The organism is Silvimonas terrae (genome assembly GCF_014202765.1).
Taxonomy (GTDB): Bacteria; Pseudomonadota; Gammaproteobacteria; order Burkholderiales; family Chitinibacteraceae; genus Silvimonas; species Silvimonas terrae.
The window spans coordinates 36,635-58,832 of record NZ_JACHHN010000011.1; the positions used below are offsets into that span (position 1 = coordinate 36,635).

General features: G+C 59.4%; 17 protein-coding genes. 11 read left to right on the plus strand and 6 right to left on the minus strand.

The features are described 5' to 3' along the window. Nucleotides 1–138: 138 nt before the first annotated feature. Both HNQ50_RS20305 and HNQ50_RS20310 read right to left on the minus strand, forming a co-directional pair. Entirely contained in the window at nucleotides 139–1,347 is a 1,209-nt protein-coding gene (locus HNQ50_RS20305; protein ID WP_184103059.1) for a DUF1501 domain-containing protein, read from the minus strand. After that, nucleotides 1,340–2,857: a DUF1800 domain-containing protein gene (locus HNQ50_RS20310; RefSeq protein ID WP_184103060.1), complete on the minus strand. Its 1,518-nt coding sequence runs from the start codon at nucleotides 2,855–2,857 to the stop codon at nucleotides 1,340–1,342. The genes HNQ50_RS20305 and HNQ50_RS20310 overlap by 8 nt, the downstream gene beginning before the upstream one ends. Nucleotides 2,858–3,275: 418 nt before the next feature. On the opposite strand from HNQ50_RS20310, the gene HNQ50_RS20315 reads away from it, so the two are divergent. The 4 genes from HNQ50_RS20315 (at nucleotide 3,276) to HNQ50_RS20330 (ending at nucleotide 12,365) form a co-directional block, all read left to right on the plus strand. After that, nucleotides 3,276–4,589, plus strand: coding sequence for an MdtA/MuxA family multidrug efflux RND transporter periplasmic adaptor subunit (locus HNQ50_RS20315; RefSeq protein ID WP_184103061.1), 1,314 nt, complete (start codon nucleotides 3,276–3,278; stop codon nucleotides 4,587–4,589). A 73-nt stretch (nucleotides 4,590–4,662) separates the two neighbouring features. After that, nucleotides 4,663–7,782, plus strand: a complete 3,120-nt coding sequence (locus HNQ50_RS20320) for an MdtB/MuxB family multidrug efflux RND transporter permease subunit (RefSeq protein WP_184103062.1) — start codon at nucleotides 4,663–4,665, stop codon at nucleotides 7,780–7,782. After that, nucleotides 7,782–10,895 carry a multidrug efflux RND transporter permease subunit gene (locus HNQ50_RS20325; protein ID WP_184103063.1) on the plus strand — a complete coding sequence of 1,038 codons (3,114 nt, stop codon included), beginning with the start codon at nucleotides 7,782–7,784 and terminating at the stop codon, nucleotides 10,893–10,895. Before HNQ50_RS20320 ends, HNQ50_RS20325 begins: the two co-directional genes overlap by 1 nt. Next, nucleotides 10,896–12,365: an efflux transporter outer membrane subunit gene (locus HNQ50_RS20330; protein WP_184103064.1), complete on the plus strand. Its 1,470-nt coding sequence runs from the start codon at nucleotides 10,896–10,898 to the stop codon at nucleotides 12,363–12,365. It abuts the gene before it with no gap. A gap of 295 nt (nucleotides 12,366–12,660) precedes the next feature. On the opposite strand, the gene HNQ50_RS20335 is transcribed toward HNQ50_RS20330, so the two are convergent. Together HNQ50_RS20335 and HNQ50_RS20340 are read right to left on the minus strand one after the other, a co-directional pair. Beyond that, entirely contained in the window at nucleotides 12,661–12,873 is a 213-nt protein-coding gene (locus HNQ50_RS20335; RefSeq protein WP_184103219.1) for a hypothetical protein, read from the minus strand. A gap of 393 nt (nucleotides 12,874–13,266) precedes the next feature. Beyond that, nucleotides 13,267–14,118, minus strand: coding sequence for a DMT family transporter (locus tag HNQ50_RS20340; protein WP_184103065.1), 852 nt, complete (start codon nucleotides 14,116–14,118; stop codon nucleotides 13,267–13,269). A 181-nt stretch (nucleotides 14,119–14,299) separates the two neighbouring features. Here HNQ50_RS20340 and HNQ50_RS20345 point away from each other — a divergent pair, with 181 nt between their 5' ends. The 7 genes from HNQ50_RS20345 (at nucleotide 14,300) to HNQ50_RS22575 (ending at nucleotide 19,942) form a co-directional block, all read left to right on the plus strand. Continuing rightward, complete coding sequence (locus tag HNQ50_RS20345) at nucleotides 14,300–15,517, plus strand: MFS transporter (protein ID WP_184103066.1); 1,218 nt, start codon at nucleotides 14,300–14,302, stop codon at nucleotides 15,515–15,517. A 390-nt stretch (nucleotides 15,518–15,907) separates the two neighbouring features. Then, the gene (locus HNQ50_RS20350) at nucleotides 15,908–16,684 is read left to right on the plus strand and encodes a hypothetical protein (RefSeq protein WP_184103067.1); all 777 of its coding nucleotides are present in this window, start codon (nucleotides 15,908–15,910) and stop codon (nucleotides 16,682–16,684) included. A gap of 121 nt (nucleotides 16,685–16,805) precedes the next feature. Then, nucleotides 16,806–18,224 (plus strand): DUF2252 domain-containing protein, encoded by a 1,419-nt coding sequence (locus HNQ50_RS20355; protein WP_184103068.1) that lies wholly within the window; start codon nucleotides 16,806–16,808, stop codon nucleotides 18,222–18,224. Between the two features lie 87 nt (nucleotides 18,225–18,311). Continuing rightward, nucleotides 18,312–18,725, plus strand: coding sequence for a hypothetical protein (locus tag HNQ50_RS20360; protein ID WP_184103069.1), 414 nt, complete (start codon nucleotides 18,312–18,314; stop codon nucleotides 18,723–18,725). A 216-nt stretch (nucleotides 18,726–18,941) separates the two neighbouring features. Continuing rightward, a complete protein-coding gene (locus HNQ50_RS20365; protein ID WP_184103070.1) occupies nucleotides 18,942–19,247 on the plus strand; it encodes a hypothetical protein in 306 nt (101 codons plus the stop codon). A 60-nt stretch (nucleotides 19,248–19,307) separates the two neighbouring features. Further along, the gene (locus HNQ50_RS20370; protein WP_184103071.1) at nucleotides 19,308–19,814 is read left to right on the plus strand and encodes an HAD family hydrolase; all 507 of its coding nucleotides are present in this window, start codon (nucleotides 19,308–19,310) and stop codon (nucleotides 19,812–19,814) included. Next, the gene (locus HNQ50_RS22575) at nucleotides 19,709–19,942 is read left to right on the plus strand and encodes an HAD family hydrolase (RefSeq protein WP_373282245.1); all 234 of its coding nucleotides are present in this window, start codon (nucleotides 19,709–19,711) and stop codon (nucleotides 19,940–19,942) included. The genes HNQ50_RS20370 and HNQ50_RS22575 overlap by 106 nt, the downstream gene beginning before the upstream one ends. A gap of 18 nt (nucleotides 19,943–19,960) precedes the next feature. Here HNQ50_RS22575 and dbpA read toward each other — a convergent pair whose 3' ends face one another. Together dbpA and map are read right to left on the minus strand one after the other, a co-directional pair. Next, nucleotides 19,961–21,352 carry an ATP-dependent RNA helicase DbpA gene (gene dbpA / locus HNQ50_RS20375; protein ID WP_184103072.1) on the minus strand — a complete coding sequence of 464 codons (1,392 nt, stop codon included), beginning with the start codon at nucleotides 21,350–21,352 and terminating at the stop codon, nucleotides 19,961–19,963. 50 nt (nucleotides 21,353–21,402) lie between these two features. Then, nucleotides 21,403–22,182, minus strand: coding sequence for a type I methionyl aminopeptidase (gene map, locus HNQ50_RS20380; RefSeq protein WP_184103073.1), 780 nt, complete (start codon nucleotides 22,180–22,182; stop codon nucleotides 21,403–21,405). Between the last annotated feature and the right edge of the window lie 16 nt (nucleotides 22,183–22,198).

A 22,198-nucleotide genomic window follows, 5' to 3' on the forward strand; every position in this document is an offset into this window, starting at 1 on the left:
CCGGAATGACGATGCAAAGAAATGCAAGAAAACCATGCTTGCGCGCAGACGGCTTAGGAGGCACCGTAGCCCCCGCCACCCTCTCAACCGCGCGCCGCAAGGCCCCCACAAACAGGCTTGCCGCAGCCATCAGCCAAATCAGACCAGCTTCATCTCCACCGGCTTCACCCCCGGAAAAACCGCCTCCACCTGCTGCCCGGTAAACCCGTACAGATGCGTAAACATTCCGCCCAGCATGGCGCGGTAATCATTGAGCACCGGCCAGTCGCGATTCTGGAACAGTTTGGGGATGGAGACTTCCTGTTGCTCGCCAGCAATCTGCCCGCCGTGGATACCGCCACCCAGCACCCAATACACGCTGCCGTGACCGTGGTCGGTGCCTTTGTTGCCGTTTTCGCGGAACGTGCGGCCAAATTCAGAGACGACCACCACCACGGTTTTTGACCAGGCATCACCCGATTCCTGCGCAAATGCGGCAAGGCCCTTGCCCAGGCTGTTGAGGTTGGCCGCCAGCACACCGTTGGCGTTGCCCTGGTTGACGTGCGTATCCCAGCCGCCGACGTCCACAAACCCCAAGCGGTACTGTTCCCGCATCAAGCGGCCCATACGGCGGGCCTGGTCTTCAAAACCACGGGTCGAGACGGCGCCCCGGTTGGCGGCCATCATTTCGTCTTGCAGCATTTTGGCGACGCCTTGTCGCAGGTTAAGCCCCTCTTTGACCTGCGCGCCCAGCGGGTGATTGTCGTACATGGCTGCCAGCAGTTTGCTCTGGCGGTCGTCAAACGGTGCACGGTTGGCGTCTTGCAGGGCTACGTTGGGGATGTTGATCGGGCCGGTGCAGCAGACGGGCAGCGTGCCGGTAAAAGAGATCGCCTGGACGCCCTGGATTTGTTGCGCCAGGCGGTTCATGAAACCGCTTTGGTAATTGCGATGCCCGCTGGTGGGCTGGCCCAGTTCAATACTGTCCTGGGTTTCGAAATGGCTGCGGGTCAGATCGTCCGTGCCGGCAAAGGGCACAAAGGCGATTTCGGCACGTTGCCACAGGGGGAAAAGCGAGTCTTTCAGCGCCGGGTGCAGGCCCCAGTCATTACTCAGTGGCAGCGCGTCGGTTTTGCTGATGGCAATGTTGGGACGCACGCTGTAATAGTCCGCGCTGTTAACCGGCACGAGGAGGCTGGTGGCATCATAACCACCGCGCAAAAACACCAGCAAAAACCGGGTATCGGTATTGCTGGCGGCGGCAAACAGCTTGCCCGACCAGGTCAAGGTGCTGGCTGCTGCCCCCGCGCCCAGCCATTGCAGCAGACGGCGGCGCTCTGCCTGAAACTCATTGTGCCGGTCAGTCATACATGAACTCCGGAGAAGACAGCAGCAACATGTTCCATTCTTGCTGCGAGTTGGCTTGGGATAGCGCATTGCGCGTATTGCCAGTCACGTAAGGGTCAAACACCTGGTAGTACAGCCGGTTGGTCAACATGGGAAAACCAGTGCCTTTGGTGCCATCGGGCTGATCGAACAAACCGGCGTTACCTGAACCAATGGCGCGGGCAATTTCAAAGCGTTTGACCATCTGACCCGAGCTGGACCACGCCTCAGCCGTCAGCGGATAGCCATCTGGCGTCAGGCGGCCATACAAGGGCTCACCCAGGCCGTAGAGCCAGTTGATTTCCGGGCGCAGGTTGATGATCTGGCGGCCGTCATACGCCAGGCGCAGAGCACTCAGGGTATACGCCATCGGGTCTTTGAACTGCTTGCCCAAAGAAGCGTTGAACTCGCGGCTGGTTAACAGGGTTTTGAGGACGGCGGCCATATCGCCGTCGGTATGCTGCCAGGTGCGGGCCATGTCATCGACTACGCTTTCGGGCGGTGTTTGCGCCATAAAGTAAGTGGCAATGTGACGGCTGACAAAACGCGCAGTTGCGGGCTGGCTGGCCAGAATGGCGGCCACCTGGTTGATCTCGGCAAAGCCTTTGCCGGCAATGTCGTGCCCCAGGAATTTCTTGTTGCCGAAATCATGGCGTTGCGGGTTGAACTCAAACGCGCCATCCCGCACCAGGAACGGCATCAGTTCTGGTTTCACCCGTGAGTTATCGGCGTTGAAGTTCACCCCCAGACCGGTGAGGATGCGCGCCAGTTCCTGCACGTCTTGCTGGCTATAGCCGCTGTTCACGCCCATGGTGTGCAGTTCCATGATCTCGCGGGCATAGTTTTCGTTGATGTGGCCGGCGGCGTTCTGGGCGTTATCCAGGTACACCAGCATGGCCGGGCTTTCCATGGTGGCGGTCAGCAGATCCCGAAAATGCCCTAGCGCGTGCGGGCGGATGGCGCTTTCTTCGTAATCCGGAATCAGCGTGCGCAGATTGTTTTTGCCGGAGAACACGCTGAAATGATTCAGCCAGAACCAGGTCATGCGCTCCTGCAACTGGTCGGGCGAATACAGCGCCCGCAGCAGGTGGCGCTGCATGGCCTGATTGATGCTGTTGTTGCCCAGATCGTTACGGGCTTTTTGCAGCGCCTGTTTGTCGACATCGCTGGCGGCGGTTTTCTGTTGCTCGTTCAGCGCACGATATTGGGCTTCGTAATTGAGCGGATTTTGCCGGGTGATATCCAGCGCGGCGATTTGCTGTTTGACGGCGGCTGGCAGGTGCTCATCGCCTTGCGGGTGCAGTTGTTCATCCAGAAAACCGGCGCGGCCAAGCTGGTGGTAACGGGCGACGGTCGCGGCATCCACGCCCCAGGTCACCCGCTGCAGCCAGTCCAGGTCTGATTGCGGCAGGGCGGCGTCGGCGGCGCCGGCATACGGGCTCAAGAGCATGCTGGCCAGAACCAAAGCGGGCAGGGGGCGGGTCAACAGCATGGGTTGGCATCCTTGCAGGCCGGTGTGTCACGGGTATTCAACGTTTCGCGCCAGTTACCCGATGACTGCGCCCTGTAACCATCCGTATGTACAGTTGTCGCTTTGCCCGGCCCCGAACGGTGCTGCAGGGCAACAATGCAAGCTGCAGCGGCTTCTACAATGGAACGCAGCCCCCGTTGTGCCTTTACACATTTTTTACCATTGGCTAACCCTGGCTTAAGTCAATTTCCGGCAGACTTGCCGCCGTGGCTGGCTGATACGTTTGGCACGGAGGGGTGTGGCGGGTAAACGCCTGCACAAATGCTGACGTTAAACCTGAGCCCATACAAGATTGACCCGCTTGCTGCCCCGGTTGGGGCGGCAGGCGGCGCCCGACAAGCCTTGACCAAACGCACCGCATATAAAAACTGGATTTCCCATGTCTGCAGATCAACACCAGCCCGTTCCCGTAGCTTATGACCCCACCCCGCGTCGTCACCGTGTCTGGCCCTGGTTGCTGGCCGGTGTGGTGGTGATTGGTGCTGCTGGCTATTTCATTACCCATGCCAAACCGGGTGCTGCTGCACAAGCAGGGGGGGGCCGGCGCGGTGCCATGGGCAAAGGGGGCGGTGCAGCCATGCCGGTGCAGGCCCGCAAAGTGATTGCAGGTGACTTGAATGTTTATCTGACCGGCCTTGGCACCGTTACCCCTGCCAACAATGTGACCGTGCATGTGCGCGTGGGTGGTCTTTTGCAAAAAGTGTTCTTCTCCGAAGGCCAGATGGTGAAAGAAGGGCAGGTGTTGGCCCAGATTGATCCGGCCCCGTTTGCGGTGACCGTGGCCCAGGCAGAAGGCCAGCTGGTGCGCGACAAGGCTGTGCTGTTGGGTGCGCAACAGGATCTGGCGCGTTACCAGACCTTGCTCAAGCAAGAGTCGATCAGCTCACAACAGGTTGATCAGCAAAGTGCGCTGGTCAAGCAGGATGAAGGCACAGTCAAGGCCGATCAGGCTGCGGTGGATAGCGCCCGGCTGCAACTCTCCTATACCAGGGTGCTGGCTCCGGCCGCCGGTCGCGTCGGTCTGCGCCAGGTTGATCCGGGCAATATGGTGTCGACCACGGATACCAATGGTCTGGTGGTGATCAATCAGGTCACGCCAATCTCCGTGCTGTTTACCATTCCGGAAACCAGCCTGGGTCCGGTGCTGGCCCAACTGAACAAGGGCAATACCTTGCCGGTTGATGCATTTGATCGTGGCCAGCAAATCAAACTGGCCAGCGGCAAACTGCTGACGGTGGATAACCAGATTGATACCACCACCGGCACCCTCAAACTCAAAGCCACCTTCCCCAATGAAAACGGCAGCCTGTTCCCCAATCAGTTTGTCAACGCGCGCCTGCTGGTAGAAACCCGGCATGACGCCACCCTGATCCCCAGCGCGGCGGTTCAGCGCGGTACCAGTGGGACGTTTGTGTTTGTGGTGGGTGAGGATCAAACCGTGGAAGCACGCCCGATCAAACTGGGCCCGGTCGATGGCGACAATGTCGGTGTGGAATCCGGCCTCAAGCCAGGCGAAGTAGTCGTGATTGACGGGGGCGACAAGCTCAAGGACGGCGGCTCGGTCGAGGTGATTTCGCCCAATGCCAGCGGTGTGGCCGGCGTGAAACCGCATGCCCGCAATGGCAGCTGGGCCCATGGCAAACATGCCAGCGGTGCAAGTAGCGCCTGGCGACACAAGCAAAGCCAGGATTAATGACCATGCCCGGATATTCTTGTTTGCAGCGTAATCCGGGCTTCGCTGTGCTTGCGCCGTCTGAGAACCCCGTATGAATCCGTCACGTTTGTTTATTTTGCGCCCGGTGGCCACCAGTCTGTTGATGGTCGCCATCTTGCTGGCCGGCCTTGTGGCCATGCGCTTTTTGCCGATTTCCGCTTTGCCGGAAGTCGATTACCCCACCATTCAGGTGGTCACGCTCTATCCGGGGGCCAGCCCGGATGTCACCACGTCATCCATTACCGCGCCGCTGGAGCGTCAGTTCGGGCAGATGCCGGGACTATCGCAAATGTCTTCGGTGAACTCGGGCGGCGCGTCGGTCATTACGCTGCAGTTTGACCTCTCGCTGGGGCTGGATGTGGCCGAGCAAGAAGTCCAGGCCGCCATCAATGCCGCCAGTAACTTGCTGCCCACCGATTTGCCCATGCCGCCGATCTACAGCAAGGTGAACCCGGCTGATACGCCGATCATGACGCTGGCGATTACCAGCGGCACCATGACCTTGCCCAAGGTGGAAGACCTGGTCGACACGCGCCTGGCGCAGAAGATTTCGCAAGTGCCGGGCGTGGGTCTGGTGAGTTTGTCCGGCGGGCAACGCCCGGCTGTGCGCATTCAGGCCAACCCCAAGCAACTGGCGTCTTACGGTCTGAATATTGAAGATGTACGCACCGCCATCGGCAATGCCAATACCAATCAGGCCAAGGGCAGTTTTGATGGCCCGATGCGCGCGTCGACCATTGATGCCAACGATCAGCTCAAGAGCGCAGCCGAGTACAACGGCCTGGTGCTGGCCTACAAAAACGGCGCGGCGATCCGCTTGTCTGATGTGGCGACCATTGTTGATGGCGCCGAAAACGCGCGCCTTGCCGCCTGGGCCAATGACACACCGGCGATCTTGCTGAACATTCAGCGCCAGCCGGGTGCCAACGTGATCCAGGTGGTCGACAACATCAAGAAGCTGTTGCCGTCGCTCCAGGCCACGCTGCCGGGCGCCGTGGATGTAAAGGTGCTGACTGACCGCACCACCACCATTCGCGCCTCGGTCACTGACACGGTGTATGAACTCTTGCTGGCGATTGTGCTGGTGGTGCTGGTGATCTTTGTGTTCTTGCGCAATGTCTCGGCCACCATCATCCCCAGCATTGCCGTGCCGCTTTCGCTGGTGGGCACCTTTGGCGTGATGTACCTGTGCGGGTTCTCCATCAACAACCTGACCTTGATGGCGCTGACCATTGCCACGGGTTTTGTGGTCGATGACGCCATCGTCATGATCGAGAACATTGCCCGTTACATTGAAGAGGGCGAAGAGCCCATGACTGCCGCGCTCAAGGGCGCAGAGCAGATTGGCTTTACCATTATTTCGCTGACGTTCTCGCTGATTGCGGTGCTGATTCCGCTGTTGTTCATGGGCGATGTGGTGGGCCGCTTGTTCCGCGAGTTCGCCATCACGCTGGCGGTGTCCATCCTGATCTCGGCCGTGGTGTCGCTGACATTGACGCCGATGATGTGCGCGCGTTTGCTCAAGCACGTGCCGGAAGAAAAACAGGGGCGGTTCTATCACAGCGTCGGCGGGTTCTTTGACCGGGTGATTGCGCAGTATGGCAAGTGGCTGACCTGGGTGCTGGATCGGCAGCGCCTCACGCTGGCGGTCGCCGTCGGTACGATTGTGCTGACCGGCCTGTTGTATGTGTTTGTGCCGAAGGGTTTCTTCCCGGTGCAGGATACCGGCGTGATTCAGGGGATTTCGGATGCCTCGCAATCGGTGTCGTTTGAAGCCATGTCGGCGCGCCAGCAACAACTGGCAGATGTCATCCTCAAAGACCAGGATGTCGAGTCGCTGACCTCCTTCATCGGCGTGGATGGCACCAATGCCACGCTCAATAGCGGCCGCATGCTGATCAACCTCAAGCCGCATGACCAGCGTTCCTCTTCGGCCAGCGAGATCATCCGTCGCCTGCAGCCGGAAGTGGCGAAAGTGGAGGGCATCTCGCTCTTCATGCAGCCGGTACAAGACCTGACTATTGAAGACCGCGTGGCACGTACGCAGTACCAATTTACGCTGCAGACCGCTGACATCAACGAGCTATCCACGTGGGTGCCCAAACTGGTGGATAAACTCTCCGCCTTGCCACAACTGGCCGATGTTGCCAGCGACATGCAAGACAAAGGTTTGCAGGCCTATGTGGATATTGATCGCGATGCCGCTGGCCGCCTGGGCATCACGCCGGCAGCTATCGACAACGCCTTGTACAGTGCCTATGGCCAGCGCATGGTCTCGACCATTTACACGCAGGCCAACCAGTATCGCGTGATCCTGGAAGCCTCGCCAGAGCAGACCATTGGCCCGCAGTCGCTGGGTGACTTGCATGTGGCTGGCACCAACAACGTGCAAGTGCCGTTGTCGGCCGTGGCGCGCGTGGTGGAGCAAAACACGCCGCTGGTGATCAACCATCTGGCGCAGTTCCCGTCGGCCACGGTGTCGTTCAACCTGGCGTCTGGCGCATCGCTGGGCGAGGCCGTACAGATGATCGACCAGGCCGAGAAAGAAATCGGCATGCCGATCTCCATCGCCACCAGCTATCAGGGGGCGGCGCTGGCCTTCCGCGCGGCACTCTCTAACGAGCTGTGGCTGATTCTGGCCGCCATTGTCACCATGTATATCGTGCTGGGCGTGCTCTACGAGAGCTACATCCACCCGATCACCATTCTCTCCACGCTGCCGTCAGCCGGGATTGGCGCGCTGCTGGCGCTGCTGCTGGCGCGCACCGACCTCTCGGTCATTGCCATCATCGGTATCGTGTTGTTGATTGGTATCGTCAAGAAAAACGCCATCATGATGATCGACTTTGCCTTGCAGGCCGAGCGTGACGAAGGCAAAGCCCCGCGGGAAGCCATTTTCCAGGCGTGTCTGCTGCGTTTCCGCCCGATCTTGATGACCACCATGGCCGCTTTGCTGGGCGCGTTGCCGCTGATGCTGGGTACCGGTGTCGGGGCCGAGTTGCGCCATCCGCTGGGTGTGACCATGGTCGGTGGTTTGCTGGTCAGCCAGTTGCTCACGCTGTTTACCACGCCGGTGATTTACCTGTGGTTTGATCGTGTCAGTGGCCGGTTCCGCGACTGGCAAGCCCGCCGCAATGGCCAGACGCCAACGCCTTCGACGGACGTGCGCTGATGAGTTTTTCTGCCACTTTCATCACCCGGCCGGTGGCCACCACGCTGCTGACCATCGGCATTGCGCTGGCGGGCATGGTCTCGTTCATGCTCTTGCCCGTGTCGCCGCTGCCGCAGGTGGATTACCCGACCATCTCGGTCTCCGCCAGCTTGCCCGGCGCGTCGCCGGACACCATGGCAGCGACGGTCGCCACCCCGCTGGAACGTGCGCTGGGCCGCATTGCCGGCGTGACAGAAATGACCTCGTCCAGTTCGCTGGGCTCCACGCGCATTACGCTGCAATTTGATCTGGATCGCGACATCAATGGTGCCGCGCGTGACGTGCAAGCCGCCATCAACGCCGCGCGCAGCTTGCTGCCCACCGGCATGCCCAGCAATCCGACGTACCGCAAGGTGAACCCGGCGGATGCGCCGATCATGATTCTGGCGCTGACCTCGGCTACCATGAGTCAGGGCCAGATGTATGACGCGGCCTCGACCATCCTGGCGCAAAAGCTGTCGCAGATTGATGGCGTCGGTACGGTCAACGTCGGCGGTAGTTCTTTGCCGGCGGTGCGGGTAGAACTCAACCCCACCCAGTTGAATCAGTACGGCGTATCGCTGGAAACCGTGCGCACCACGCTGGCCGCCGCTAACGCCAACCGGCCCAAGGGCTTTGCCGAAGACGGTGATCGGCACTGGCAGATTTACGCCAGCGACCAGGCCAAGACCGCCAAAGAGTATTTGCCGCTGATCGTCAGCTACAAAAACGGCAACGCGGTGCGGCTGTCGGATGTGGCAGAGGTCAAAGACTCGGTGCAGGACTTGCGCAATGCCGGTTCGGCCAATGGCAAGCCATCAGTCCTCTTGATTGTGCAGCGCTCGCCGGGCGCCAACATCATCGAGACCGTCAACCGCATTTACGCTGAACTGCCCAAGCTGGAAGCGCAGATTCCCGCTGCTATTCATGTCGATGTGGCGATGGATCGCTCGCCCACCATCCGTGCCTCGCTCAATGAAGTGGAGCGCACGCTGGTGGTGTCGATTGTGCTGGTGATCTTTGTGGTGTTCCTGTTCCTGCGCAACGGCCGCGCCACACTGATCCCGGCGGTAGCCGTACCGGTGTCACTGATTGCCACTTTTGCGGCGATGTATCTGTGCGGCTTCAGCCTGAACAATCTCTCGCTGATGGCGCTGACTATTGCCACCGGTTTTGTGGTGGATGATGCCATTGTGGTGCTGGAGAACGTCTCCCGGCACATTGAAGAGGGGATGAAACCCTTCCAGGCCGCCATGGCCGGGGCCAGCGAAGTGGGTTTTACCGTCATCAGCATGAGTATTTCGCTGGTGGCGGTGTTTATCCCCATTTTGATGATGGGAGGGATTATCGGCCGGCTGTTCCGCGAATTTGCGGTGACCTTGTCGGTGGCTATTCTGGTGTCGCTGATTATCTCCCTGACCACCACGCCGATGATGTGCTCCCGCCTGTTGCGGCCAGAACGCAAGACCCACGGCCGGCTGTATCGCTGGAGCGAGGCGTTTTTCAATGGCATGCAAAAGGGCTATAGCCGTTCACTGACCTGGGTGCTGCGCCACGGCCCGCTGGTCATGCTGATCTTGCTGATCACGGTCTGCCTGAATGTCTACCTGTACGTGGTCATCCCCAAGGGCTTTTTCCCGCAGCAAGACACTGGCCGCATTACCGGCAATGTGCAGGCGGACCAGAGTATTTCTTTCCAGGCCATGCGCCAGAAAATGGTGGATTTCGCCACCATTGTGAAGAGCGATCCGGCGGTGGATGTGGTCACGGCGTATACCGGTGGCGGTCAGCGTAATGGCGGCTTCATGTTTGTCTCGCTCAAGCCCTTGAGCGAACGCAAGATTTCCTCTGACGCCGTCATTGCCCGCTTGCGCGGCAAACTGGCCAACGAGCCGGGCGCGCAACTGTTTTTGCAATCGGTGCAGGATATCCGCGTGGGTGGGCGTAGTTCCAACGCGCAGTACCAGTACACCTTGCAGGCAGATGATCTGGCCGTGCTGCGCGAGTGGCAGCCGAAAATCCAGGCCGCGCTGGCCAATGTGGACATCCTGAAAGATGTGAATACGGACTCCCAGGATAAAGGGCTGCAAACCACGCTGACGCTGAATCGCGACGCCATGGCGCGGCTGGGGCTGACCGTCACCCAGGTCGACTCCGTGCTGAACGATGCCTTCGGCCAGCGCCAGGTCTCCACCATTTACCAGCCGCTGAACCAGTATCACGTGGTGATGGAAGTGGCACCGCAGTTCTGGCAAAGCCCGGAAGCACTGAAGAATATCTATATCATCACCGCTGCCGGGGCGCAGGTGCCGCTATCCACCGTGGCCAGCTACGGCCCCACGTTTACACCGCTGGCGGTGAACCATCAGGGCGAGTTTGTCGCGGCGACCATCTCGTTCAACCTGGACCCGGGTACGTCGTTGTCTGAAGCCCAGGCAGCGATTGAAGACACGATGAACCGGCTGAGTGTGCCGACATCCATTCACGGCAGCTTTGCCGGCAGCGCAGCGGCGTTCCAGCAATCTCAGAACTCGCAGCCGCTGTTGATCCTGGCAGCGATTGTGGCGGTGTATATCGTGCTGGGCATTTTGTACGAGAGCTACGTGCACCCGATCACGATTCTCTCCACGCTGCCATCCGCCGGGGTCGGCGCGCTGCTGGCGCTGATGTTGTTCAAGACCGAGTTCACCATCGTGGCCTTGATTGGCGTGTTGCTGCTGATTGGCATCGTCAAGAAGAACGCCATCATGATGATCGACTTTGCCCTGGAGGCAGAGCGCAAACAGGGTATGACCTCGCGTGAGGCCATCTATCACGCCTGCCTGTTGCGGTTCCGCCCGATCATGATGACGACCATGGCGGCCATCCTCGGGGCCATCCCTTTGGCGCTCGGACAGGGCGATGGCGCTGAACTGCGTCAGCCGTTAGGGATTTCAATCGTTGGTGGTCTTGTGGTCAGCCAGGTGCTGACGCTGTACACCACCCCTGTCATGTATCTGTACCTGGACCGTTTCCGTTTCTGGTGTCTGCGCCGTTTGGGCCGGACCGAAGCACAAACGACGTTTGACGCGCAAAGTGGCGCAGGAGCCCGCTAAATGAAACGCAATCTGACACTTACCCTGATGACCTTTGCCGTTGTGGCGGCGCTGACCGGCTGCGCCGTCGGCCCAGACTACAAAGGCGCGCCGCAGATGGACGCCGGTACGGCGTTCAAGGAAGCCCAGGGCTTCAAACAGGCCAACCCGCAAGACCTCTCGCCGCGTGGCAAGTGGTGGGAGGCCTACAACGACAGCACGCTGAATGGTTTGATCGATCAGGTACAAGTCACCAACCAGACCGTCAAACAGTTTGAAGCGCAATATCGCCAGGCCCAGGCCGCCGGTGATGTGGCCCGCGCTGCTTACTGGCCCACGCTGGGGCTGGATCTGTCTGCCTCGCGCAGCCAGAGCAACACCAGTACCGTGAGCGGCACCGGTGGCTCAACCACCACCGTGCAGCGCAGCGCCGTAAAGAACAACTACGGGGCAACACTGAACGCCAGTTGGGAGCCGGATATCTGGGGCAAGGTGCGTCGCCAGGTCGAAGCTCAGGACGCCAACACGCAAGCGGTTGCGGCGAACCTGGCCGGGGCCTTGCTCTCTGCCCAGGCCACCCTGGCACAAGATTACTTCCAGCTGCGCGTGATTGATGCCCAGAAAGTGCTGTTGAACCAGACGGTCGACGCCTACCAGAAGTCACTGACGCTGACGCAAAACCAGTACAAGGCCGGCATCGTGACCCGCGCTGACGTCGCCCAGGCCCAAACGCAACTGTTGACGGCGCAGGCATCGCAGACCGATCTGGGCATGTCGCGCGCACAGCTTGAACACGCCATCGCCATCCTGATTGGCAAGGCCCCGGCCAATTTCAGCCTGCCCGAGCAACCCGCGCTGATGGCCACGCTGCCGGATGTTCCGGCGGGGCTCCCGTCTGATCTGCTACAACGCCGCCCGGACATTGCCTCGGCCGAACGTGCCGTCGCGCAAGCCAACGCCAACGTCGGCGTCGCCACCGCCGCCATGTACCCGGCGCTGACGCTGTCTGGCTCCGGCGGTTACCAGGGCAATGAATGGGGCAATCTGTTCGACCTGCCCAACCGCATCTGGTCGCTGGGTGCCGGTCTGACCCAACCGCTGTTTGAAGGTGGCCTGTTGAAAGCGGGGCAGCAAGAAGCGCAGGCCCAATACGACGCCACCGTCGCGGAATATCGCCAGACCGTACTGGGTGGTTTGCAAGAGGTCGAAGACAACCTGGCCGCGCTGCGTATCTTGCAAGACGAAGCCCAGACCCAGGACCTGGCTGTGAAGGCTGCCAAGGATTCGGCTGATCTGGCGTTCAACCAGTACAAGGCGGGAACGGCGACTTATGTCAATGTGGCGACGACCCAGGCCTCTTTGCTGAGCGCCCAGCGCACTGCGCTGGATGTGCAGCAGCGGCGCTTTACCGCCAATGTGCTGTTGATCAAGGCGCTGGGTGGTGGGTGGGAGGCGTCGCAGATGACGCAGACGGCTTCTGCTGCCAAGTGATGGGTTGTGGTGGTTGAAACAAAAAAGCCCCGGATGATCTGGGGCTTTTTTGTTTGGGGTTTAGCGCCTTGCGGCGTGGTGGGTTTGATACCGGCGGTGGCCGGAGCACCTTACTTTCTTTGCGTCGCCAAAGAAAGTAAGCAAAGAAAGGCGCCCCCTGCGACAGCGCCCACTTCGTGGGTTCCCTGCGCTTCTCGCGTGGCCCGGCAGGCTCGGGAACTCGCTGCGCTCAGACACCCCTCGCCGAAACCCCGGGCCCCGCTGCGATGCTCGGCACTGCCGGAGGGGAGGGAGGTCAAAAGCCAAAGCCAAAGCCAAAGCCAAAGCCAAAGCCAAAGCCAAAGCCAAAGCGAAAGCCCCCAAGCCCGCAAACTGTCTGCCCGCAAGAATGATTGGCCCGCCTCACCACTTCGTCATTCCCGCGAAGGCGGGAATCCAGTCCGCAGCCCAACGGGCTGCTTGCGGTGGCCGACTGCTTCACTTCGGATTTACTCTGAACAGCGTGCATGCATTGCAGCTGGATTCCGGCTCAAGGCCGGAATGACGAGCGAGTGGGATGCCGGTTGAATTGGCAGTTGTGTTGGTGTTGGGTTTCGGGATTGTAGTTGTTTTTGACGTTTCCCCCTGTCGAGGACTTTTCCGATTGAGGGAGGGAGACCCCAGGCTCCCGACTGATTGAGGGAACCGCGGAGCGGAAAAGCCCGGGGGTCGCCTTTCTTTGCCTACTTTCTTTGGGGCCGCCGAGGTGGTGAAGCAAAGAAAGTAGGGTGCTCCCGCCACCGCGGGTATTAAATGCTTTTAAACACTGCGCCGAAGGCGCTTACAAAAGCCAGCGTGTTACATATAGCAGTCAAGGCAATAAACGAATAAGCCTGCCGCGCAGAGCAGCGAGTGCCAGGACCTAAACCCTGTTTCCACCCCTGGAATACCAAACCGCCCCCAACATCACCACCCCGCCAGCCACCAACCGCACCACATCCGCATGCTGGTTAAAAAACACCAGGTTAATCAGCAACCCAATCGGGATATGCATATTGTTCATGGCACCCAACGTGCCGGCGTCAACCATGCACGCACCCTTGTTCCACCAATAAAACCCCAACGCGGAAGACGCCAGCCCCAGGAAGGCCAGCACAGCAAACTGCTCCGGCAAGGTCGGCAATTTGGCCGGGTTACCAAAGATCAGAAACGAGGGCAGGGCGACGATCAGGGCGCCGGCAAAGAAATAACCAAATGAACGATATTCTGGCAGGCTGACCGGGTAACGCCGTACCAGTTGCCGGTAGCCCACCTGACCCGCCGCAAAGGTCAGGTTGGCCAGTTGCAGCAACATAAAGCCGGTCAGCGCGTTGGCGTCGATATGGTCATAACGGATGATCAAGGAGCCCAGCACGGCCAGCAGCGTGGCCCCAAACGCGCGGCGGTTGAAGCGGCGCTGATAAAGGTCGTCCAGCAGCGTGATATAGATCGGCGTGAAGATGGTGAACAGCAAGACTTCGGCCACGCTCACAAAGTGAAAAGAGCGGTAGAGCAGCAGATAGGTCACACCAAACTGCAAAGCCCCGGCGGCCATGGTGCCCAGTTTGCGCATGGCGGGAATCGCGCGCCAGGCAGTGAAGGGCAGGAACACAAGGCCGGCAATGGCGACGCGGGTCAGCACGGCAAAGTCGCTATCAACATGCCCGGCCAGGAAAATGCCGATCAGGTTGAAAGACAAGGCCCAAACCACGTTGATGACAATCAGATAAGGCATAGGTAGGTATTTTTGTACAGTTTGTAAATAAGAAAACGGTCATTTTCGGGCATGAATGATACAGCGCGGTCAGGTTTGGGCCTATCATTCAGTTTGCGCACATTTTGCTGCTCCGCATCAAACCGACCGGTCCAGTTTTGTGCTCGTGCAAAATCTTGTTTGACCAGACCGGCTGCAATCCATGTCTTCAGAATCCAGTACCACCCCTGTTATCACCGAAACCCAGGACGAAAACGTCACGCTGCGCGTGGTGAGTATCGTCCTGTTTACGTTTCTGGCGTATCTGACCATTGGTATCCCGCTGGCGGTGCTGCCGTCTTACGTGCATAACGATCTGGGCTATGGCTCGGTGCTGGCAGGTCTGGCGATCAGCGCACAATATCTGGCGACGCTGGCCAGCCGCCCGCATGCCGGGCGCATGTCTGACACCATGGGCGCCAAGCGCACCGTGCTTTACGGTCTGGCCGCCGCAGGCGTCAGTGGCGTGTTCATGCTGGCAGCGGCGTTGACCACCCATATTCCGCTGCTGAGCCTGACCCTGTTGCTGATTGGCCGACTGGTGCTGGGTTTTGCGGAAAGTTGTTGCGGTACCGGGGCGATTACCTGGGGCATAGGCACGGTGGGCGCGCAACATACCGCCAAGGTGATTTCCTGGAACGGTGTCGCCACCTATGGTGCGTTGGCCGTGGGCGCGCCAGTGGGCGTGTTGCTGACCCAGCATATTGGCTTTGCATCCATTGGTGTGGTGGTGATGTTGCTGGGCGTGATTGGCGTGGCGCTGGCCTTGCCGCGTAAAGCTTCCCCGATCGTGCATGGTGAACGTCTGCCATTTCGTAGCGTGCTGGGCAAGGTGTTTGCCTACGGCACCGGTCTGGCGCTGGGTTCCGCTGGTTTTGGCACGATTGCCACCTTTGTTACGCTGTTCTACGCCAGCCGGCATTGGCCCAACGCGGCGTTTACCCTGTCGATGTTCGGCCTGTGCTTTGTCGCAACGCGGCTGGTGTTTGCCCGCAGCATCAATAGCTATGGCGGTTTCAAAGTGGCTATCGTCTCGTTTGTGGTGGAGTGCATTGGCCTGACGCTGTTGTGGAACGCGCTTACCCCCACCATGGCGCTGGTCGGCGCGGCGTTGACCGGCATTGGTTTCTCGCTGGTATTCCCGGCGCTGGGGGTTGAGGCCGTAGCGCTGGTGCCGGCCGCCAGTCGTGGTGCCGCGCTGGGCGCGTATTCAGTGTTCCTGGATGTTGCCCTGGGTCTGATTGGACCGGTGGCAGGGTTGGTCATCAGCGGTTACGGTTATCCGGCGATCTTTTGCATTGCGGCGCTGGCCGCTGCCGCTGGCGTAGTGTTGACCGTGGTACTGCATCAGCGCAATCCGCGCTCGCCCGCGCTGGCCTGATTGACCAGCAGCTTCACTGACAAAGCCCGGTTAATCCGGGCTTTGTTGTTTCTGTGCGACGCTGGTAACAGATCCGTCCACAGCTTCTCCAAAGGGGCAGCAAGCTGACGGGTGTCGCGCTGCAACACGCGTCTTTCCTCATTCTGGCCGTACCGGCCGCAACATTATCCGGACTCTGTGGCGCCGGTTTTGGGTGTTGTTGGTGTCACTGCCTGACCGGCGGCGCCGTTTGTCCAACAGTCTGCCTAACGCAAAGACTTACAAGCGTCTAACGTTAGGGGTGAGCAATGCACAATGCACCGGCGGCTTTTTGCAACTGTCGCGGCACACACAAGATCGATAAAAATACGGCACCGCCGCCCAAAGAGGCGCAACGGCCGGGAGATGGGTATGCAAACGGGCTTAACCAAGCTTGTGACGGGTTGCGTGCTGGCCGCCAGTCTTGCCGGTGTGGCACTGGCAGATGATCATTTTTCGCCGGCGCAGCCTGCTGCGCCCGATAATGCCCTGGCCCCCGAACGCATGGGTAGCAATGCGGCGGCTAATGGCTGGAACACCAAGGCATCCGGCTTCGGGCCTTCTGCCTATACGCTCGGCAATCAGTGGTCCCTTGTTTCCCAACCGCTATTGAGCGGTTCTCACTCCGATTTGTTACCCGGCTCCAACCCCTATGGCAGCGGCCAGGATGTGCAAAACCTGTTGCTGGTGCCCGCCAAGGTCAACGAAGGCGCCTGGGTGGTCGGGGGCGGCACGGCGTTTCTGGGCGAAAGTACACTTAACTCTCCCAACGGCTTACCGCGCTGGGGGGCCGGCCCCTCTGGCGTGCTGATGATGCAGAACGAGAGCTGGAGCTGGGGGGTAGAAGCCAATCATATCTGGTCTTACACCGTACCGGCTTTGCATGGCAATGCCAGCACCTCGGCCGTGCAGCCCTTTGTGTCGATCAGCCAGCATTCCGGTCTGATCTGGTCACTGGGTTCAGAAACCACCTATGACTGGGTGGGCAAGGTCTGGACTGTGCCCGTCAGCGCCGGGTTATCGCGCATGTTTTCCTTCGGCAGCGAAAAAGCCATGCTGGGCGTGGAAGGAAAATACTGGATCAGCCGCCCGGACAGCACCCCCGGCTGGGGTGTGCGCTTGACCGCATCCATGCTGTTTCCTGATTGATTCCCCGCACGGTTGCCGCCTGGTTTTGGGTTGGTCGGGCAATTGCGCCATGGCGGGCTATTCTGTGACTATTCGCAGAGGCGGGCGGGCTGCCCTCTGCCATCTCGCAATGGAGTCATGAATGCGCAAACATGAAATCACCCTGGAAGACCGGATTGCCCGTGGTGTGGAAGCGCGCAAAGCGGTCAAACGGGGTACGCATGATCATCCGGGCAAGTGTGATCGAGACCCTATCCTGTTACTGCAAGCCAATAGCGAAGGCCGGGTGGCGCGGTTGGTGCCATTGCGTTATGCGCGCATGCTGACGTCGCCATTTGCATTTTTCCGCGGCAGCGCCATTTTGCAGGCTCATGATTTGTCCGGCACGCCAGACTCGGGCATTTATTTCCAGATCTGCGGCGATTGTCATCTCTCCAACTTTGGCGGATTTGCCACGCCAGAGCGCCATTTGTTGTTTGATCTGAACGATTTTGATGAAACCCATCCCGGCCCGTGGGAATGGGATCTCAAGCGTCTTTGTGCCAGCTTTGCCGTGGCGGCGCGCCACTTGGGCCACGGTGATGTGGCGGCCGAAGAAATGGCCTGGACTGCGGCCCGGACCTATCAGCAATACATGGGCGAATACGCACAGATGGGCGCGCTGGATGTCTGGTACGACCAGATCACCTTTGACCGGATTCTGGAGCAATCCAGAACGGCTGAAGGGCGCAAGATCGTCAAGGAAGGCATGGCCAAGGCAGACCGGCGCAGTAGCGAAGAATTGCTGCCCAAACTGGGCGTGCTGGAAAACGGTAAATGGAAAATCCGGGATGCACCGCCAGCGGTTTTTCACATTCACAGCAATACCTCGCTGTTTGATGAAGTGGATGACTGGGTGCAACTGGGCGGCCCGGAAGAATTGATCAAAAAACTTTACAAGGAATACAGCGGCACCATTGCGCCTAGCCACCGGCTGTTGCTGGAGCGCTTCTCACTGCATGACATGGCGTTCAAGGTGGTCGGGGTAGGCAGCGTCGGCACGCGCTGCCTTGTGGCGCTGATGATGGATGATCAAGGCAAACCCTTGTTCTTGCAGATCAAAGAAGCGGCAACCTCGGTGCTGGCTCCCTATGTGAAAAGCAAATCACCGTTGCAACATCAGGGTCGCCGGGTGGTCGATGGTCAACGCTTGATGCAGGCCTCCAGCGATATTTTCCTGGGCTGGTCGACCGGCCCCTCTGGCCGCCACTTTTATCTGCGCCAGTTGCGCGACATGAAGGTCTCTGCCCAGGTTGATTTGTATGATGCAGAACGTCTGACCGGTTACGCTCGCGCTTGCGGCTGGGCACTGGCGCGTTCCCACGCGCGCGCCGGGGGCATGGCGGCGGAAATCAGTGGTTATCTGGGCAAGAGCGAAAGCATGGCCGGGGCACTTGGTAAATATGCAATGGCGTATGCGGCACAGGTCGACATTGACTATGATGCGTTCTCGAAAGCGTGTCGTTCTGGTCGCTTGCAAGCCAGAACCGAAGCGGATTACGCCGCCGATTTTTCAGTATGAAGCGCACGCCAGTCAGCGATCGTCTGGCCTGCCCCTTAAAATGAAGTACCCAATCTTGTATCCGGAAAAACGTTGAGGAACACCGAAATGCGAACCCGACAGACCCTCATAACAACAGCGTTGATTTGTGCCGCATTGATCGGCCAGGTGCATGCCGCCGGGCTTGGCTTCATGAGCAATACCCCGCTGAGCCGCCTCAAGCCGGACGAGATTGCCAGCCTGGATAAAACCATTAGCGATGCGCTAGAGCACAGCAAGATTGGCCAGAGCGAATCCTGGAGCAATGCCGATACGCAAAAAAGCAACCCGACCGAAGTCAAAATCACCCCGAGCCGTGAGTTTGAGCGCAATGGCCTGAGTTGCCGCCAGGTGAAGCTTAACTTTATCAACAAGGTGCAAAACGATGTCATGAACCCGTCTTATTGCAAAGGTGCAGACGGGGAGTGGAATCTGGCACCGCCCGCCACCGCCAAGGCCCCCAAGGCCTCTGCCAGTCACTGACAAACCACCTCGGAATGCACAAAAAACACGTCCTGCGCGGCGTGTTTTTTTACGACTGTAATCCTGAAACTACCGGTTGCGTTGTGGATGTTGCACTGCGACATAAAACATACCGGATGGTGTGCAATTCCGGCTAAATGATTACCTGCAAATTTTTTAAAACTTGTTTAATATGTAAGTATAAATTCAACCTGATATAAACCCATCGGAGTTTGCATGTTCGTTCAGCTTGTCCAGTCTCGCCTCAAAGACCCCAATGCCCACGATGTTTATCTAGCGCTGACTCAGGACATGCTGGCGTGGTTGCGCGTACAGGCAGGGTTTGTGGCCTATGAACTGTACGAAGGCGACGGTTACTTTTTTGACCGCCTCGTCTGGGAAGACGAGTCAAGTTGTCGGGCTGCGGCTGATCGCTTTATGGATACCGGCACGGCGTTCAGCATGCTGGCGCTGGTACAGCCAGAAATCCACACCTTGCTGGGTGAGGAAATTGTCGTTGCTGCAGCGCAACCCGTTGCCTAGTCACTGCCCGCGTTGGCGGGTATGCTGAACGGCATGTTTCGTGCCTGAGGTTGTACCTGGATGTCTGCAGTAGAACTGGTTTGTTTTGATCTGGATGGCACCCTGGTTGACAGCGAACGACTGTGTAATCAGGCGTTTCTGGAGTTGTTGCCGCAACTGGATGAAACCCTTGAAGGGATGGTGGCGCGTTATCGCGGGGTCAAGTTTGCCCCCATTGCCGCCGATCTCTCCCGCCGCATTGGCCACCCCTTGCCAGATGACTTTGAAGCCCGTTACCGGGCCCGCGTGGCGCAACTGTTCGATGACGAGTTGGTGCCCATGCCCGGGGTGCTGGACATGATCCGCCAGTTGTCCTTGCCGTTCTGTCTGGTTTCCAATGGTCCGCTCGCCAAAATGCGCCATGCCCTGACGGTGACCGGGCTGGCGCCGTATTTGGGGAGCGTCTGCATAGTGCTTACGACGTGGGTATCTGGAAGCCTGATCCGGGTTTGTTCTTGCACGTGGCCGCACAATACGGGGCGTCACCAGCGCAATGCGTGGTGGTGGAAGATAGCCCGACCGGCGTGACTGCCGCCGTAGCGGCAGGGATGCAGGCCCTGTTTTATCAGCCCCATCAGGCAGAGGAACCTGTACCCGCCGGGGTGCGGGTGTTTGGGCACATGAATGAACTGGGCCCGTTGCTGGCAGGGCGTTAGCGCCTGCCAGCAGCGTGGTTACTCATCCAGCAAGCGCACCCGGCAGCGTTTGCCCTTGATGTTGGTATTGCTCAGGCGTTGCAACGCTTCGTAGGCAATATTGCGTTCGACCGCCACAAAGGTGGAGAAATCGAACACGTTGATCTTGCCGATCTGCTCACCCTTGAAGCCGGCGTCACCCGTCAGCGCACCCAGCACGTCGCCGGGACGCAGTTTGTCTTTGCGGCCGGAGGCAATTTCCAGCGTTGCCATGGGCGGTTGCAGGGTTTTGCCATCTGCCGGCGCGGCTTCGGTCAGGTGGTGCCAGACGGCTTTGACGCCTTGCTGGTATTCCTCAATCAGGCGCACCCACTTTTTCTCGTCCGCCGAGGCCAGCGTGACCGCCAGGCCACGTTCCTTGCCGCGACCGGTACGGCCAATGCGGTGCACGTGGACTTCCGCATCGCGTGAGACATCCACGTTCAGTACCATGTCCAGCGAGGCAATATCCAGCCCGCGCGCGGCCACGTCGGTGGCGACCAGCACGGAACAACTGCGGTTGGCAAAGCGCACCAGAATCTCATCGCGGTCGCGCTGTTCCATGTCGCCATACAGCGCTTGCGCGGACAGACCGCGTTCGCGCAGGGCCTGGGCCAGTTCGCGGCAATGGATCTTGGTATTACAGAACGCCAGGGTGGATACCGGACGGAAGTGTTCAATGATCTGCGCTGCCGCATCGTTCCGGCGGGTGTGTTCTACATCGTAAAACCGCTGTTCAATGTGGTTGGCGTCGTGGAAAGACTCCACCTTGATTTCCACCGGCTGACGCAGGAAACCCGCGCTTTGCTTGCGGATATCTTCGGTATACGTGGCGGAGAACAGCATGGTCTGGCGGTGCTTGGGGCACTGCCGGACAATGTTGACCACTTCGTCGTAAAAACCCATGTCGATCATGCGGTCCGCTTCATCCAGCACCAGCATGCTCACGCGGCGCAGGTCCAGCGTGCCGCGCGCCAGGTGATCGTGCAGCCGGCCCGGCGTGCCAACGATGATGTGCGCACCGTGTTCCAGCGAGCCAATCTGCGGGCCCATGGGCGAGCCGCCACACAGCGTCAGGATCTTGATGTTGTCCATGTGCCGCGCCAGTTGGCGCAGCGACTTGGCCACCTGGTCAGCCAGTTCCCGCGTGGGGCAGATGACCAGCGCCTGAATGGCAAACAGCGTCGGGTTCAGGTTATGCAACAACCCCAGCCCGAAGGCCGCGGTCTTGCCGCTGCCGGTTTTGGCCTGGGCAATGACATCCTTGCGATCCAGAATCAGCGGCAGGCTTTTGGCCTGGATGTCGGTCATCTCTTGATAATCAAGGCTGGCCAGGTTGGCCAGTTGCGCGGCAGAGAGCGGCAACGCAGAAAAAGGGGCTTTGCTCTTCACAGGCAATCCTTGAAACGGGGTGGGGTAGAACAGGGCGGCGCCAGCAACGCTCACCCTTGATAAGTAAAGTTTTCCGGCCACGGCGTCAGGATTTCAAACCCGTCGTCCGTCACCGTAATCATGTGTTCCCATTGGGCCGACAGCGAGCCATCGCGCGTCACTACGGTCCAGCCATCGGCCAGTGAACGCACGCCGGCTTCGCCCGCATTGATCATGGGCTCAACGGTAAAGGTCATGCCTTTTTTCAGGCGCAAACCGGTGCCCGCGCGGCCGTAATGCAACACCTGCGGTTCTTCGTGATACACCCGGCCTATGCCGTGACCGCAGTATTCGCGTACTACCGTATAACCACGGCTTTCCGCCAGAGTCTGAATGGCGTGGCCCACGTCGCCCAGGGTGGCGCCAGGGCGCACCACTTCAATACCGGCCATCATGGCTTCAAAGGTGGTATCGACCAGCTTGCGGGCGGCATTGGACGGGGTGCCGGCGTAAAACATGCGGCTGGTGTCGCCGTGCCAGCCATCCTTGATCACCGTGACGTCGATATTGACGATATCGCCATCCTTGAGGATTTCCCTGGGGCTGGGAATCCCGTGACAGACCACGCCGTTGACCGAGGTACACAAGGTTTTGGGAAAACCGTGATAACCGACATTGGCCGGAATGGTCTTCTGCACCTTGGTGATGTACTCAAAGCAACGCCGGTCCAGTTCTTCCGTCGAGACACCCGGTTGCACGTACTCGCTGATCATTTCCAGTACTTCCGCCGCAAGGCGGCCGGCCACGCGCATTGATTCGATCTGTTCGGGTGTCTTGAGGGTAATGGCCATTGTGATCCTTTAAGTC

Coding starts and splice junctions, on each gene's coding strand:
- HNQ50_RS20305 (WP_184103059.1), bottom strand. CDS start 1,347: ATGACTGACCGGCACAATGAGTTTCAGGCAGAGCGCCGCCGTCTGCTG.
- HNQ50_RS20310 (WP_184103060.1), bottom strand. CDS start 2,857: ATGCTGTTGACCCGCCCCCTGCCCGCTTTGGTTCTGGCCAGCATGCTC.
- HNQ50_RS20315 (WP_184103061.1), top strand. CDS start 3,276: ATGTCTGCAGATCAACACCAGCCCGTTCCCGTAGCTTATGACCCCACC.
- HNQ50_RS20320 (WP_184103062.1), top strand. CDS start 4,663: ATGAATCCGTCACGTTTGTTTATTTTGCGCCCGGTGGCCACCAGTCTG.
- HNQ50_RS20325 (WP_184103063.1), top strand. CDS start 7,782: ATGAGTTTTTCTGCCACTTTCATCACCCGGCCGGTGGCCACCACGCTG.
- HNQ50_RS20330 (WP_184103064.1), top strand. CDS start 10,896: ATGAAACGCAATCTGACACTTACCCTGATGACCTTTGCCGTTGTGGCG.
- HNQ50_RS20335 (WP_184103219.1), bottom strand. CDS start 12,873: ATGCACGCTGTTCAGAGTAAATCCGAAGTGAAGCAGTCGGCCACCGCA.
- HNQ50_RS20340 (WP_184103065.1), bottom strand. CDS start 14,118: ATGCCTTATCTGATTGTCATCAACGTGGTTTGGGCCTTGTCTTTCAAC.
- HNQ50_RS20345 (WP_184103066.1), top strand. CDS start 14,300: ATGTCTTCAGAATCCAGTACCACCCCTGTTATCACCGAAACCCAGGAC.
- HNQ50_RS20350 (WP_184103067.1), top strand. CDS start 15,908: ATGCAAACGGGCTTAACCAAGCTTGTGACGGGTTGCGTGCTGGCCGCC.
- HNQ50_RS20355 (WP_184103068.1), top strand. CDS start 16,806: ATGCGCAAACATGAAATCACCCTGGAAGACCGGATTGCCCGTGGTGTG.
- HNQ50_RS20360 (WP_184103069.1), top strand. CDS start 18,312: ATGCGAACCCGACAGACCCTCATAACAACAGCGTTGATTTGTGCCGCA.
- HNQ50_RS20365 (WP_184103070.1), top strand. CDS start 18,942: ATGTTCGTTCAGCTTGTCCAGTCTCGCCTCAAAGACCCCAATGCCCAC.
- HNQ50_RS20370 (WP_184103071.1), top strand. CDS start 19,308: ATGTCTGCAGTAGAACTGGTTTGTTTTGATCTGGATGGCACCCTGGTT.
- map (WP_184103073.1), bottom strand. CDS start 22,182: ATGGCCATTACCCTCAAGACACCCGAACAGATCGAATCAATGCGCGTG.